Annotated in this window: 15 protein-coding genes; 13 read left to right on the top strand and 2 right to left on the bottom strand. The window is 40.9% G+C overall.

Features of this window, described 5'->3' with window-relative positions; all coding sequences use genetic code 11:
* Positions 1-21 precede the first annotated feature (21 nt).
* Both ACYVBM_RS03585 and ACYVBM_RS03580 read left to right on the top strand, forming a co-directional pair.
* Positions 22-789 carry a nucleotidyltransferase family protein gene (locus tag ACYVBM_RS03585; protein ID WP_460684244.1) on the top strand — a complete coding sequence of 256 codons (768 nt, stop codon included), beginning with the start codon at positions 22-24 and terminating at the stop codon, positions 787-789.
* A 210-nt stretch (positions 790-999) separates the two neighbouring features.
* Positions 1000-1551: a hypothetical protein gene (locus ACYVBM_RS03580; protein WP_460684243.1), complete on the top strand. Its 552-nt coding sequence runs from the start codon at positions 1000-1002 to the stop codon at positions 1549-1551.
* 51 nt (positions 1552-1602) lie between these two features.
* Here the strand turns inward: ACYVBM_RS03580 and ACYVBM_RS03575 are convergent, their stop codons facing one another.
* Positions 1603-4011 carry a M1 family metallopeptidase gene (locus ACYVBM_RS03575; protein WP_460684242.1) on the bottom strand — a complete coding sequence of 803 codons (2409 nt, stop codon included), beginning with the start codon at positions 4009-4011 and terminating at the stop codon, positions 1603-1605.
* 150 nt (positions 4012-4161) lie between these two features.
* Positions 4162-4737, bottom strand: coding sequence for a HupE/UreJ family protein (locus ACYVBM_RS03570; protein ID WP_460684241.1), 576 nt, complete (start codon positions 4735-4737; stop codon positions 4162-4164).
* Positions 4738-4855: 118 nt separating this feature from the next.
* On the opposite strand from ACYVBM_RS03570, the gene ACYVBM_RS03565 reads away from it, so the two are divergent.
* The 11 genes from ACYVBM_RS03565 (at position 4856) to ACYVBM_RS03515 (ending at position 14645) form a co-directional block, all read left to right on the top strand.
* Positions 4856-5356 carry a DUF6702 family protein gene (locus ACYVBM_RS03565; RefSeq protein ID WP_460684240.1) on the top strand — a complete coding sequence of 167 codons (501 nt, stop codon included), beginning with the start codon at positions 4856-4858 and terminating at the stop codon, positions 5354-5356.
* Positions 5357-5479: 123 nt separating this feature from the next.
* A complete protein-coding gene (locus tag ACYVBM_RS03560) occupies positions 5480-7414 on the top strand; it encodes a M1 family metallopeptidase (protein ID WP_460684239.1) in 1935 nt (644 codons plus the stop codon).
* Between the two features lie 202 nt (positions 7415-7616).
* Positions 7617-8204, top strand: coding sequence for an ExbD/TolR family protein (locus tag ACYVBM_RS03555; protein ID WP_460684238.1), 588 nt, complete (start codon positions 7617-7619; stop codon positions 8202-8204).
* Positions 8205-8346: 142 nt separating this feature from the next.
* Positions 8347-9180: an energy transducer TonB gene (locus ACYVBM_RS03550; RefSeq protein ID WP_460684237.1), complete on the top strand. Its 834-nt coding sequence runs from the start codon at positions 8347-8349 to the stop codon at positions 9178-9180.
* A gap of 342 nt (positions 9181-9522) precedes the next feature.
* A complete protein-coding gene (locus ACYVBM_RS03545; RefSeq protein WP_460684236.1) occupies positions 9523-9681 on the top strand; it encodes a hypothetical protein in 159 nt (52 codons plus the stop codon).
* 228 nt (positions 9682-9909) lie between these two features.
* Complete coding sequence (locus ACYVBM_RS03540; RefSeq protein WP_460684235.1) at positions 9910-10068, top strand: hypothetical protein; 159 nt, start codon at positions 9910-9912, stop codon at positions 10066-10068.
* 484 nt (positions 10069-10552) lie between these two features.
* Positions 10553-10732, top strand: a complete 180-nt coding sequence (locus tag ACYVBM_RS03535) for a hypothetical protein (protein ID WP_460684234.1) — start codon at positions 10553-10555, stop codon at positions 10730-10732.
* A 30-nt stretch (positions 10733-10762) separates the two neighbouring features.
* Complete coding sequence (locus ACYVBM_RS03530; protein ID WP_460684233.1) at positions 10763-10936, top strand: hypothetical protein; 174 nt, start codon at positions 10763-10765, stop codon at positions 10934-10936.
* Between the two features lie 580 nt (positions 10937-11516).
* Positions 11517-11933 carry a hypothetical protein gene (locus ACYVBM_RS03525; protein WP_460684232.1) on the top strand — a complete coding sequence of 139 codons (417 nt, stop codon included), beginning with the start codon at positions 11517-11519 and terminating at the stop codon, positions 11931-11933.
* A gap of 2 nt (positions 11934-11935) precedes the next feature.
* Positions 11936-12448 carry a peroxiredoxin family protein gene (locus ACYVBM_RS03520; RefSeq protein ID WP_460684231.1) on the top strand — a complete coding sequence of 171 codons (513 nt, stop codon included), beginning with the start codon at positions 11936-11938 and terminating at the stop codon, positions 12446-12448.
* Positions 12435-14645 (top strand): peptidase domain-containing ABC transporter, encoded by a 2211-nt coding sequence (locus tag ACYVBM_RS03515; protein WP_460684230.1) that lies wholly within the window; start codon positions 12435-12437, stop codon positions 14643-14645. The genes ACYVBM_RS03520 and ACYVBM_RS03515 overlap by 14 nt, the downstream gene beginning before the upstream one ends.

The raw sequence follows: 14645 nt of genomic DNA, 5'->3' as shown, positions 1-14645 counted from the left end.
TATCTGAAATTATAAGAAACAATGGACAATAGACAATGGACAATGGACTATTCCGGGGGTGTACGTGGCTCTGCTCTCATCTTCTGCGCCGGCCTCGGCACCCGCTTCAAACCCTGGACAGACAAGCACCCCAAAGCATTAGCCGTAATAAATGGGAAGCCGCTGCTGCAAAGAAATATTGAGTACCTGCAACAGTATGGTATAAGGGATGTAATTGTGAATGTGCATCATTTTGCGGACCAGATCGAGGAGGCTGTAAGAAAAAATGATGGATGGGGAAGCCATGTCATCATAAGCAATGAGCGCGATGCCGTACTGGAGACCGGTGGCGGACTGCTTCATGCAAAACATTTATTCAAACCGGGAGAAAAATTTATTACCTGCAATGCAGATATATTGACCGATTTAGACATTAATCAATTGCTTGCCTTTCACGCGCAGGAAAAGCCATTGATCTCCTTTGCCGTAAGCAACAGGAAAACCTCCCGTAACTTATTGTTTGATGAGAACAACAGGCTTTGCGGCTGGCGCAATAACACTACCGGCGAAGAAAGGATATCTGTAGCCAAAAAGAATCTGATAGCGAAAGCTTATGATTGCGTGGCAGTATTTGAATACGGGGTATTTGATCATATTCATTTTTCAGGAAAATTTTCTTTGATCGATCTGTACCTCGACCTGGCTAAAACGCAGAGGATAGCAGGCTTTGATCATAGCGATAACGGCGATAAATGGGTAGATGTAGGCAGGCCGGAGAGTGTGGCTGTGGCCGAAGCTATGTTCTCTTAGCAGAGTGGAAATGGTTTAAAAAGCTGATAAGTTGACATGGGTTGTAAAGCATATCAGTAAAAGCAATCAGCAATGATAACATATAGTTTAAGACAGCATATTGTTTGGCAATGGCTTTTGATTTCAATTGCATGTATAATTTTTTCCTATTTAACGAGAGAGATTGACTTTTTACGACAATTCTTCATTATAACCTTTGCTGTTCTGTTTTTGCTGTGTATATCCTACATCATATTTTTTCCTACATACTTCGGTTCTTTTATCAAGGTTTCAGAAACAGCTACTGGCTTTACATTAGAATACCTGGATAAGAATGGCGATGTAAAAAGACGCGAGGATATAAATATGAATGAGCTGAATAGTTTTTCCTTCTTTGATATTTCAAGCCAGGTGGTCAATCAGAGAAAGTTTGTATTCAGGAGCACCTCTCATATTGTAAGGCTCCCCATGGTGTACAGGAAAAAAGTAAAAGGCACCATGCTGCAAACGGAAGAGATCATTGACCGGTTCTTTGAAAAGATTGAAAAGTATAATAATTTACAAGGCAGTCATTTTATTGAAAGAACGCCCGGCTTTATTGCTTCTAAAGCCGGGCTTGCGCTAATTATTATATACCCATTAATAATGATGGCCTTTCTTTTATTTTCCGGCAAAGAAAAAGTATTGGCCAAGGCCATCATCCCGTTACTTCTAAGCCTTGCTCCCTTACTCATTATGCGTTACAAGGAACTGAACAATATCCGGAATAATAAAAAAGGTTGAGAGGGGTTTCTCCTGTCAACCCATGAACTTTTCAACTTATCAACGAAACGCTTACTTTGCCGCCTGCATCGGGTTTTTTCCAACGCTTTGCCCGCGGCGCGCACCTCCATCTGTTTTTTGAGAGAAGGCTTTAAACCTTGTGGGTGCGGGCATAGTGCCCCAGGCATTGTTGGTTACATCAATATCAGCTGTTTCCTGTAGCGGGTCTAACAGGATGGAAGCTACTTCTTTATCTTTCACAAAGAATTTTTTTACCTGCTGCTCGTTATGCCTCCATATTTGTGCGGGTATACGGTCTGTTTCCTTGCTGCCGTCTTTATACGTCCATTCAATGATGATCGGCATTACCAGGCCTCCTTTATTGCTAAAGCTCAGTTCATAAAAATATTTGTTAGCAAATTTTTCTTTTGCTTCCGGCGTAAGTGCAGTAACGGTCATGGGTATATCAACTGTAAAGGTTTGGGTGGTATCTACTTTCTCCATGCCGCGCGCATAGCGCCAGTAAAAATCACGGGCTTCGGGGTTAACATCAGTATAAAAACGGAGATTTTTATCACCCCTGTTGCGGATCTTGGAAATGTCATCATAAGGGTTGGCCGCCGGAGCTGCTACCTTCTCCTGTACAGACTTACTTTCAGGTAGCGCACTGCTTAAGTCTGCTTTTGCATATTTAACGGTATCTAAAGAAATATCAACCGGCTGTATGCCATAAAACCAGCCGCGCCAGAACCAGTCTAAGTCTTCTCCGCTGGCATCTTCCATAGTACGAAAAAGATCAGCAGGTGTAGGATGTTTGAAGGCCCAGCGGCGCGCGTATTCTTTAAAAGCAAAATCGAACAGCTCGCGCCCCATAATCGTTTCGCGTAAAATGTTTAAAGCTGTTGCCGGTTTGGTATAGGCATTCGGGCCAAAGCCGATGATATTTTCAGAATTGGTCATTATAGGCTCCAGTTGCTCTTTGGGCAGCTTCATATAGTCTACAATAGCGCCTGCCCATCCTTTTTTAGTAGGGAATTTATTGTCCCATAATTCTTCAGTAAGATATTCTACAAAACTGTTCAGTCCTTCATCCATCCATGTCCACTGGCGTTCATCGCTGTTTACGATCATCGGGAAAAAATTGTGCCCCACTTCGTGTATGATCACACCGATCATCCCGTTTTTTACAGATTCGCTGTAAGTGCCGTCTTTTTCAGTTCGTCCAAAGTTGAAGCAGATCATCGGGTATTCCATACCATTGGCAGCCTCCACGCTCTGGGCAACGGGATAAGGATAAGGGAACGTAAAGTCCGAATACGTTTTAATGGTATGCGCTACAGCAAGGGTTGAAAATTTTCTGTACAACGGGTAAGCTTCTTTACCATAGAAGCTCATACACATGATTTTTTTACCGTTTACCAGCTGTGGCATGGCGTCCCACACAAACTTCCGGGAAGCGGTCCAGGCAAAATCCCTCACATTGTCGGCTTTGAATATCCATGTTTTGGTTTTGCTGCTTTTGGTTTTTTCTGCGGCAGTAGCCTCGGCAAGCGTTACGATTTCAAGAGGTTCTTTTGCTTTTGTAGCCTGGTTATACCTTGCCATTTGTGCAGGACTTAAAACCTGTGCATAGTTTTGACATTCGCCGGTAGCGCCAACAATATGATCGGCAGGTACTGTCATTTGAACATTATAGTTACCAAAGGTTAAGGCAAATTCTCCGCGGCCTGTGAACTGATGGTTTTGCCATCCCTGGAAATCGCTGTATACACATACACGTGGATACCACTGTGCTATGGTATACAGGTTATTGCCATCTTCTGCAAAATGCTCATATCCTCCGCGGCCACCGTATTTCATACGGTCTGTAATTTTGTACCACCAGTCAATTTTTAAAATATATTTCTGGCCGGGCTTTAAGGGTGTTGGCAGATCTACCCGCATCATGGTTTTGTTAATCGTATATTTCAGTGGCGTACTGTTCGCATCTGTTATTTTTTTTATCCTGACTCCTTTCCCGTTATCCATCGGGCTAAGCTCTTCTTCCATTGCCGCCAGCATACCATCAGTTAAAGCCACAGGCATTTGAGATGCCTTTTGGTAGTTGGCATTATTGAGGTTGCTATGTTGATTTTCATCTAACTGGAACCAGATATAGGTAAGCACATCCGGCGAATTATTGAAGTAGTTCAATGTTTCGCTTCCGGTTAAAATATTATTTTTTTCATCCAGCACGCATTGTATATCGTAATCGCAACGCTGCTGCCAGTATTTAGGCCCCGGTGCGCCGCTGGCAGTTCGGTATTCATTGGGTGTTGGCAAAATGGTTCCCAACTGCTCAAATTTATTACCGTGGTTGCTGGTGGGATTGTTTTGAATATCCTGTGCCGAAACACAGCTATACAAAATAATACAGGCGGTAAAAAACAATGGATATAATACGGTGCCTAATGGAATTTCAATTTGCTTGTTTTGCGTCATATCTATAAGTCATTTTTGTAGAGAAGATGTATTCCTGGTAATAACCCACTCCACAGCTCCTGAAATGGGTAGAATTTTTTCGTAAGAGCCGGCAGGTTTGCCAACCGGACAAACAGAAATACGCCCTGTTTATCGTGGGGACAATAAAAATTAACCCGGAATCCTTTCAATTGCCATTTTTGTTGCAAAAATAAAAACAGCGAGTGATACTACGAATATATAAACTCTTTGAGGAATTTTTATAAAATCGGATAGAAGTTTGCTGATCAGCAGGATGATCAACACCACCACCACCTGGCCGGCCTCCAGCCCGACATTAAAACCAAAAAGCCCCCAGCCCAGCGATTGGTCGCTGGCCAGCATCATCCTGATAGAGTTGGCAAAGCCCAGGCCGTGTATAAGACCAAAAAAGAGCGCCAAAAAATAGTTGCTGTTTATCTTTTTTACAGGGTTGCCGCTGACCATGTTCCAGAGTGCTGTAAGTACAATAGTTACAGGGATCAGGAATTCTACCCAGGAAGATGAAATGCGTATAATGTCCAGCACACTGAGCGCTAAGGTAAGTGAATGGCCGATAGTGAATGCCGTTACCAGTATCAGCACTTTTTTCCAGTCTTTGAAAGTATAAACAACTGCTAATACTACAATAAACAACTGGTGATCCAGGGCATCAGTGCTGATGATATGCTTCCATCCTTCAGTAAAATAAAAACCAAAATCGTTCATATTCCTGTGAAGTTAGCAGGTTTAAAGATTAAAAATTAACAATACCCGCACAAGTAATGCTGCTTTTCGAGCAACGAATGAAGCGGGTTTTCTATCTTCATCACTATTTTTGAAAAATATGTTAGCAGTATTCATTCAGCAATGGCTTTTAAGTCTGCTTTTATGCTTTACAAATGTACATCCTTACCATGTAAGCGCCACGGAAATGGAGTACGATGCAAAAAGCAAAAAGGTGGAGATCAGCACAAAAATTTTTACGGATGATCTTGAAACGATACTGGCAAAATTGTACAGGCAGAAAACCGATCTTTCCGCTAAGGCCTTAAGGCCGCAGATGACCGTACTGATCGATAAGTACATAACATCGCATCTTAGTGTTAAAAATGGCGATAAGGTATTGCCGCTTAATCTGTTAGGCTGGGAGCTAGATCGCGAAGCGGTGTATGTTTATACGGTAGCGAATGCCCCTGTTTTCGATCCTAAAAATATTACTGTTGAAAAAACGGTTTTATATGACCTGTTTGACGATCAGGTAAATATTATCCATTTCATATATAATGGCCGGCGGATCAGTAATAAGCTGGTATATCCCGAAAAAAAAGTGCAGTTGTCTTTCTAGGATATTTCTAAAAGTGTATTGGTAACGGCTGTTGCCGGTGATTTACCGTCCATCATATTTTGCGTTCGTTTATAGGTCTGCTTCAGGAAATTACTGTAAATTCAATCCTTTAAATTTTTTTGCATGAGATGTAAATTCCTGTTTGCTTTTCTTTTAATAACGAGTGGCTGGTCAGCTTTTGCTCAAACAAAATCCAGGTACAATGCTAAAGAAGCTTTTGATCCGCAGTTCTATCCGTACCCTGGAAACGAATACCGTAGCGCCAGTGGTGAGCCGGGGCCTAAATACTGGCAGAACAGGGCTGATTATAAGATCAGCTGCACTATTGATACGGTTAATCATATTATAACCGGATCAGAAGAGCTTCTGTATACTAACAACAGCCCCGATAACCTGAAGTTCTTATGGTTACAGCTGGACCAGAATATTTATCGGAAGGATTCACGTGGCTCAGCCACTACTACGGCTGCAGGGGGCCGTTGGGCAAACACAGGCTTTACAGAAGGAGACATTATCCAATCAGTTTCGGTTGAAGTGAACGGTAAAAAATATACGCCTGAATATACTATAACCGATACCCGTATGCAGCTGTGGCTGCAGGAATCTTTAAAAAATGCCGGCAAGGTAAAGCTATACATGAACTGGTCGTTTAAAATTCCTGAGTATGGAACAGACCGCATGGGCAGGCTGCATACAAAAAACGGGTGGATATATGAAATTGCCCAATGGTTCCCGCGTATGTGTGTATATGATGATTTGCAGGGCTGGAACGTATTACCCTATACTGGACAGGGAGAGTTTTACCTGGAATATGGAGATATTGAATTTACAGTGATTGCACCCGCAGATATGATCGTTGTCGGGTCAGGCGAGTTGCTGAATCCTGCAGAATGCTTTTCTGCCACGGAAGTAAACCGGTATTTCAATGCAAAAAACAGCGAAAAAACAGTACTCATTCGTAGCGCTCAGGAAGTAAACGCCGGTATTAAGCCCATCAAAGCTACCAACACCTGGAAATTCAGAATACAGAATACGCGTGATGTGGCCTGGGCAGCATCGAAAGCGTTTGTGCTGGACGGGGCCAGGATCAATTTGCCCAGTGGCAAAAAATGTATGGCATTAAGCGCGTATCCCGTAGAGTCAATCGTAACGAACGGATGGCAGCGCAGTACCGAATTTACCAAAGCATCTATTGAGCATTACTCCGCCAAATGGTTCGAATATCCTTATCCTGCGGCAACCAATGTTGCAGGTATTGTAGGTGGTATGGAATATCCCGGCATTGTATTTTGCGGGTACAGGGCAAGCGGCTTTGACCTTTGGGGCGTAACTGATCATGAATTTGGCCACACCTGGTTCCCAATGATAGTAGGAAGCAATGAAAGGAAGTATGCATGGATGGATGAAGGCTTTAATACCTTCATTAATGATCTTTCTACAGAGGCATTTAACAATGGTGAGTTTCATCAAAAACAAAGTGAAGAGGAAGCCAGGAGCTCTTTCGGTGAATATATAGATGGAATACATACTATTCCTGATGCTGTTCAGCAAAGTAGCCTGGGTGTTACAGCCTATTATAAACCTGCCCAGATGTTACACACTTTAAGAAATAATGTATTAGGCATAAAGCGGTTTGATGCGGCATTTAAAGAATATATTAACCGGTGGGCATACAGGCATCCCGCCCCATGGGATTTTTTCCGTACTATGGAAAATGTTGGCGGAGAAGATCTTGCCTGGTTCTGGCGCGGCTGGGTGCTGCATTCGTGGAAGATCGACCAGGCAGTAAAATCTGTTGCCTATAAAAATAATTTACCTGTAAACGGAGCAGTTATTACTATCGAAAACCTGGAGCAAATGCCCATGCCTGTTACTGTGTTGGTAAAAGAAAATAGCGGGCAGGAACAACGCCTGTCATTCCCTGTTGAAATATGGCAACGCAGCGGTACCTATACTTTTGCGGTATCTACTACCAGTGAAATAAAGGAAGTAAGAATTGATCCTGATAAAACCCTGCCAGACTGGAACCGTGTTAATAATGTTTGGTTAAAGAAATAGTACCGGACATGGTCAGACCGGGACGGCCAGATCTGTCCTACCCCGCTATGTGAAGCGAGAATGCTTCACACCTTATATGGTCGCCCCGCGCTGTGCGAAGCGTCCTCGCTTCGCAATATTATTCTGTCGCCTCCTGGCGACCTGTTCCGGACATTTATGGAAAAAATGCGCTTTTGTTTCTTAATAGCAAAGGCATAGCAACATGGCAGGTATAAACATAAACCAAGGCGCGATACGCCATCAGCACGGTTTTGCGAGAAAACACAGGCCCCTTTCGCTACGTATTGATATGACTCCTATGGTGGACCTGGGCTTTTTGCTGATCACTTTTTTCATCTTTACCTCGGCATTAAGCGAGCCCAATGCGATGAACCTGTTTATGCCTAAAACAGAGGGCCCGCCGTCTTTAATACCACAATCCGGGGCGTTAACTATTATTGTAGATAAAGAGGGTGAGCTGTTCTATTATGAAGGAGCGCCCGCAGCAGATGGATCAAACTTTACACAAAGCTCATTAAGCAGTATCAGGAAAGAAATAGTACGTAAAAAACATGAGGTAATATCAAATTATATACCTGATGCAGCCTGTGAAGCCAGGGCCGTTGCTAACAAAACAGGTATGGACGATTGCCGGCAAAAAAATCTCACCCTTTTAATAAAACCCACTGCTGACGCAGATTATAAAACGATTGTTGCTGTGCTGGATGAAATGGCTATTAATAAAATTGCCCGCTACGCATTGCTGGATCCTGATGAAAATGAGTTAGCGGCTCTCCGCTTGGTAAAGTAAGCATGCTCACTTTTTAATGCTCAAAAAATAAATCCGGGAGGGTAATGGGTGGAGTGTGTATAATGTACGGAGTATGATTCACGGTCAACATTAGCCATTTCAAATCAGCCATCTCAAATCTCAAATTATTAACTTAAAAATCATGGAAACAACAAAGATCCTTACGGCAAACCTGCTCGACATTGTATTCGATGGCAGGAACAAATCTTACGGTGCGTATGAGCTTCGTAAAAACTATCAGCAAAGAATGACCAAGGCCATGTTGCTCACAGCGGGCATTTGCATTATTATCGGGGGAAGCGCCTGGCTTAAAAATACTTTTTCAAAAGCAGAGCCGGCCCCGCTTGTAAAAATTTATGATAATCTGGTAATTGAAGATATTAAACCTGTTGAGGAAAAACTACCCGAACCCCTGCCACAGCCTCCTGCTTCCAAAGTAGAAGTGCCAAAGATCAAAAGCATAGCATTTACTACTCCTGTTCTTACAGAGAAAGATTTAGCAGATCCCCCGCCAGCACAGGCAGATATGATAGATACCCGTATCAGCAATATTACACAGCAAGGAACAAAAGATATAGGATTAGTTGTAACACCTCAATCATTGGAAGACGGAAAGGGCCTGATCGTATCAACAAGAAAAGAAGAGATTGATTACACCCAAACGTTCATTAAGGTGGAAATTGATGCTTCCTATGTGGGTGACTGGAAGCGTTTTCTCGAAAGGAATCTTTCGGGAGAAGTTCCGGTAGATAATGGCGCTGCGCCAGGTACCTACACGGTGATGATACAGTTTATAGTGGCTACAGATGGCTCTATAAGTGATATTCAACCGCTCACCCATCATGGATTTGGAATGGAACAGGAAGCGATGCGGGTCATAAAAAAATCCGGTAAATGGAAGCCGGCTATTCAAAGCGGTCGTGAAGTAAAAGCGTATCGCCGGCAACCGGTAACCTTCCAGGTACTGGAGCAGTAATGCAAAATGTTTAAGCTGCGGATGCACGGGAAAAAGTAATGGCATCTTTAGTTTTTTTAACATTATTATAGCAAATTTAATTTGGTTTTGCCAATTTGAACTTCTTAACTTTAAGCGAACTTTATGAAAATATTTAACCATTTGATACTGATTGTATTTTGCTGACCAGACGAATATTTTCCTTTTTAAAAACTTATTAGCAGCTGTAATTGCGTGCGATTAGCTTTTTGCGCACAAAGAAAAAGCAAAGCAATGCGTTCCTTAGCATTAAAAACACCTGGACGCTGAACAACCGCTCCGTGGCGAAAGAAAGGAGAGGAAAACACTTAAATATTTTTAAATATGAAAAAGATTGAAATGAATCAAATGGCGGGTGTCACGGGTGGAAAATTGTCGAATAGAGACTGTATGTTACGTGGTGCCGGTACCTTTTTGTTAGTAGGATTAAGACTTTGGGGGCCTGCAATTGCTTTGGTAGCAACCTCTGGAGACTGCTTTTAAACTTTTTTAACTCAAAATTGCAATTCATGAATGCTAAAAGGTTGTTGATAATAGCTGTGGTAATTCTGTTTCTAAATATTCTACTTGGCTATTATAATATGCTCAACATACCAACTAAATCGTACTATGAAATTTTTACAATTCCATGTTTTTGCATTTTGTGTTCGGCAATAATTTTGTTAAAGGGCAGGAAGACTAAGTAAATTATTAAATACCTAAATCTTTATTATGAAACATATTTCTGTTCAAAAAATGAACTCTATTCAAGGTGGTAAAATGGCAAGTCTTTGTTTTTTTGCAGTCCCAATTTTTTCTGTAACTGCAACACATATGCCAGGAAATATAGGTACTGCTTGGAGTCTTGTTCAGGCTTGTTGGAACAGCTAACAGAACCAATATTTTTAAATAAGTGACTTTAAACTATAAGTAAAGTCACTTATTTATATTACTAACCTTATTGATGGGTGCTTTTGGATTCAAGAATAAATCACTAAAATCACAGATGCAAATGCAACATCTATTTTGTTTTGTGTTAAGGTAAGCAGAATTAAGTGTTAAAGCTTTAATTTTATTTTCAGTTAAATCCTGACCTCTAATATTCAATTCTTAAGTGTTAGATGGTATTTTGTAATTTCTGTTTTAAGCGAACTTTATGAAAATATTTAACCATTTGATGCTGATTGTATTTTGCTGACCAGACGAATATTTTCCTTTTTAAACACTTATTAGCCGCTGTAATTGCGTGATATTAGCTTTTTGCGCACAAAGAAAAAGCAAAGCAATGCGTTCCTTAGCATTAAAAACACCTGGACGCTGAACAACCGCTCCGTGGCGACAGAAAGGGGTGGAGCAAATTTAAAACTTTTTAATTATGAAAAAAATCGAGATGAATCAAATGGAAATGGTGGAGGGAGGGAAAGAGCAAATCTCTTGCGAAAGAGCAATGGGGTGGTTGTTTGGAGCAGGAACGGTAATAGCATTTATTCCAGGATTGTTTCCTTTAGGTATTGTTTTAGCAGCAGCTGGTGCTGGTACTGCTACAACGTGTTAATGAAAATATTCATTATATAAAAATCATTTTATGAAAAAACTACAATTAGCGGAAATGGAGGAAATCTCTGCAGCTTTCAATTGGCGTGAGTTTGTAAAAGGAACTTGTGAGGGCGCTGCTTTTGGGCTATCATTAGTAGCGATGCCGCTTGGGCTTACAGTTGCTGTAGGTCTTGGCGGTACATTTGGATGCGGCTTAATATAACAATTAAAGGAACTTATGACTCTTAGTAACTGGACTCATAAGTTCCTTTAAATTTAAATCATAGTTATGAAAAGAGAGACTATAATAGGCTTACTGTTTATTTGTAATGCATTAATAACTATTACGCTACTTTGCATAGGAAACTTATACTGGGATACAAAGCAATCATACCTTTTGGTTTGTTGTATCCCTTTGATATTAATGATGCATTTTATTAGAATGAAAATAAAAAAGTTAAAAAGAGAGCAAGAGTTATGATAAAATCCTGATAGGGTCTGATTCAATAGGTCCGTTTTCAACAATGTTGTAGTCTTGATAACAGTCATGTAAGTAAATAATCTTGTTCAAAATGTATAATACTGAACTTCTAAATATCAGGAACTGGTTTTATTTTTTTATACTGTTGCTATTTCAGTTTGCGATAATATATTTTATAAATTATTTGTATTATTCAGAAAACTTATTTTATTCATCATACGCTGATCAGCTGACATATGATAGAATTCAGGATTTATATCTCTCTCAGAACAAGTACAAATGGCTGGGCTATCTATTTATACCGTTATTATTTTATATAAAAGTGCTGTATAATACCTGTGTAGTTACTACAGGCTCTTTACTAAGTGATTCCCGCGCCGGATTCAAAAGCAATTTTAATGTATGTCTCAAAGCAGAGTATGTTTTTGTAATCATGCTTTTTGTAAAATTCCTGGTGCTTGGCTTTTTTAAGGAGGTTAATACATTAGATGACCTAAGCTTTATGCCCGGCTCGCTGGCCAATTTGTACAAAGTGAGCGAATTGCCTAAATGGGCCGTGTACCCTTTACAAACTCTTAATTTATGGGAACTGCTGTTTTGCTGGGCTGGTACGGAGCTGTATGCTTTGCAATTCGGGATTTCTAAATCAGCGGCTGTTCAGCGCTTTTGCATACCATACTTAACAGGCCTATTTATATGGGTACTGGTTGTTGTGTTCATAACCTTACAATTATCGTAACCATGCGTATTGTAAAACTGCTTATCCTGTTACTGGTTATTTCTGCTATTGGTATTTTACTGTACAAAATAATCAATAGGGTCAATAGCAAAACGGCAGCGGAGCAACGCACGGCTATACTACCTGCTTTTACATTTTATACTTTAAGCAATACTCCTTTTACTAATGATTCGCTTATAAAAGTTAAAGGCACGGTTATAATTTACTTCAATACAGGCTGCGAACATTGCCAATACGAAACAGAGCAGGTTGTAAAATATGCCAATAAGCTACAGCAGGCTGATTTTTTAATGGTGTCTCATCAGCCGGTAAGCGAGTTAAAGGTGTTTGACAGTATTTACAGTATAGCGGCCTGCTCATTTATAAAATTATTACACGATAGGGAATATACAATGCAACGGGTATTTGGAGCCAATACTGTACCAACAATTTTTATTTATAATAAAGACAATCGCTTTATAAAAAAGTACAGCGGCGAAGTAAAAATAGATGCTATTATAGATGCCATTAAATAAAATGCAGCCTAAGCAGCAAAAAAATATTCGTAAAACGTTTGCGCTTCAGCACGACCAGTCCGACTGTGGCGTGGCCTGCCTCTTATCCTTAATAAAATATTATAGTGGAAATAATACGCTGGAAAACCTGCGGCATTTAAGCGGCACTAACACTACCGGCACTACTTTGCTGGGCTTGTATCACGCGGCTAATGCGGTTGGCTTTACCGCCGAAGGCTGCGAGGCTGATATAAACGCGCTTGCTGAACATGGCAAACCCTGCATTTTACATGTAACCATTAATGATAATATGCAGCATTATATTGTGTGTTACGGACTCAAATCCCTTTCCGGCCGGGGAGGGGGCGGAGGTGAGGCGTTTCTCATTGGCGATCCTGCTCAAGGCATTGTGCATTACTCCAAAAATGAGCTGGATAAAATATGGCAGTCAAAAGCTTGCCTTACTTTAGAACCGAATGAAAAATTTATTAAAGCTGCCGATGAAAAAAAAGCAAAAATAAGCTGGATCAAAAATCTTGTAAAAGAAGACGCGCCTATGCTGGGCATTGCCGCTTTCTTAGGCGTGGCCGTGGCCGCATTAGGATTAGTCATGGCTGTATTCTCTCAACGGCTGATAGATGACGTTTTGCCCAATAAGGACTATGAAAAATTGTACATCGGTATTGTGCTGGTGTTTTTGCTGTTGCTGGTAAAAGAAGGACTTTCTGTATTACGGCAGCACTTTTTGATTAAGCAGGCAAGAGGTTTCAATCTAAGAATCGTCAGCTTTTTCTTCGGGCATTTACTGCAATTGCCCAAGCCGTTTTTCGATAGCCGTAAAATTGGGGATATGACGGCGCGTCTCAACGATACCAGCCGCATACAGCGGGTAATAAGCCAGTTGGCAGGTAATATAATGATAGACATTTTAGCCGTTATTGTATCAATGGTATTTGTATTTACCTATTCCGCCACCGCGGGATTGATATGCCTGCTGACGCTGCCATTGCTGTTTCTGCTTGTTTATAAAAATAATCACGCCATCATCGGGCGACAGAAAAACGTGATGCAGGGATATGCCGGGGCTGAGGCTAATTATATCTCTACCCTGCAGGGTATTGAAGCAGTAAAAACGGGGAATCACCAGGAAGCCTTTAATGCAGCAAACAATACTGTATATCAAAAATACCAGGACGCTGTATTTAACCTGGGCAGTTTTCAGATCAGGCTTTCCTTTATCATTAATGTATCCGGGCTCGTTTTTCTAACAGGTATCTTAGCGTATTGTTGTTATGCGGTGCTCAACAACGAATTAAAAACCGGGGCGCTGATAGCCATACTTTCCATGTGTGGTACTATGCTGCCAGCGGTTGCGAACCTGGCATTAATTATGATACCTGTTAATGAGGCAAAAATTGCTTTTGACAGGATGTTTGAATTTACCAACAGTAAGCCGGAAGATGCTGCTGGTATAGTTTTGAATGGTAGTTTCCAATCAGTTTCTATAAAAAATCTTTCTTTTCGGTTTCCCGGACGCAGACCATTACTTAAAAGTATCGGCTTTACTGTAAATAAAGGAGAAATCATTGCCTTAATGGGAGAAAACGGCTGTGGTAAAAGTACCCTGTCTCAATTATTGCTGAAAAATTATGATTATGAATGTGGAGATATCCTGGTAAACGGAAAAATATCTCTGAAACAGGTTAATATACAAAGCTGGCGAAACCTGATAAGTGTAGTACCGCAGGAACCCCATATTTTCAACACAACGATTCTGGAAAATATCGCTTTTGAAGATGCGGCTAAAAGAACAGGCGAAGTATTACAGTTTTTACAGCGATATGGCTTTGCTTCCTTTATAGATGGTTTGCCGCAATCTTTTATGACTGTTGTTGGAAAAGGGGGAATCAATTTATCTGGTGGTCAAAAGCAGATGATAGCGCTGGCCAGGGCATTATATAAAATGCCGCAGCTTTTAATTTTGGATGAAGCAACTGCCGCTATGGACAGAACAGGTGAGCAGTTTGTATTGCAATTATTGATGCGGTTAAAGCCACAAATGGGGATTATCTTTATTACTCACCGGCTTCACGTGTTAAAATCTTTTTGCGACCGTATCTGTCTGCTGGAAAATGGCATCATTACTGCGTCAGGCAGCCATGATTGCCTTATTGAACAGGATAACCTGTACAGTAGATACTGGCAGGATATGCTTTAA

The sequence above is a fragment of the Niabella aquatica genome, assembly GCF_054779315.1.
The sequence above is the reverse complement of the archived record's forward strand: the minus strand, read 5'-3'. Positions and strand labels throughout refer to the sequence as shown.

Coding starts and splice junctions, on each gene's coding strand:
- ACYVBM_RS03585 (WP_460684244.1), top strand. CDS start 22: ATGGACAATAGACAATGGACAATGGACTATTCCGGGGGTGTACGTGGC.
- ACYVBM_RS03540 (WP_460684235.1), top strand. CDS start 9,910: ATGAAACATATTTCTGTTCAAAAAATGAACTCTATTCAAGGTGGTAAA.
- ACYVBM_RS03565 (WP_460684240.1), top strand. CDS start 4,856: ATGTTAGCAGTATTCATTCAGCAATGGCTTTTAAGTCTGCTTTTATGC.
- ACYVBM_RS03575 (WP_460684242.1), bottom strand. CDS start 4,011: ATGACGCAAAACAAGCAAATTGAAATTCCATTAGGCACCGTATTATAT.
- ACYVBM_RS03560 (WP_460684239.1), top strand. CDS start 5,480: ATGAGATGTAAATTCCTGTTTGCTTTTCTTTTAATAACGAGTGGCTGG.
- ACYVBM_RS03520 (WP_460684231.1), top strand. CDS start 11,936: ATGCGTATTGTAAAACTGCTTATCCTGTTACTGGTTATTTCTGCTATT.
- ACYVBM_RS03515 (WP_460684230.1), top strand. CDS start 12,435: ATGCCATTAAATAAAATGCAGCCTAAGCAGCAAAAAAATATTCGTAAA.
- ACYVBM_RS03555 (WP_460684238.1), top strand. CDS start 7,617: ATGGCAGGTATAAACATAAACCAAGGCGCGATACGCCATCAGCACGGT.
- ACYVBM_RS03550 (WP_460684237.1), top strand. CDS start 8,347: ATGGAAACAACAAAGATCCTTACGGCAAACCTGCTCGACATTGTATTC.
- ACYVBM_RS03535 (WP_460684234.1), top strand. CDS start 10,553: ATGAAAAAAATCGAGATGAATCAAATGGAAATGGTGGAGGGAGGGAAA.
- ACYVBM_RS03570 (WP_460684241.1), bottom strand. CDS start 4,737: ATGAACGATTTTGGTTTTTATTTTACTGAAGGATGGAAGCATATCATC.
- ACYVBM_RS03545 (WP_460684236.1), top strand. CDS start 9,523: ATGAAAAAGATTGAAATGAATCAAATGGCGGGTGTCACGGGTGGAAAA.
- ACYVBM_RS03530 (WP_460684233.1), top strand. CDS start 10,763: ATGAAAAAACTACAATTAGCGGAAATGGAGGAAATCTCTGCAGCTTTC.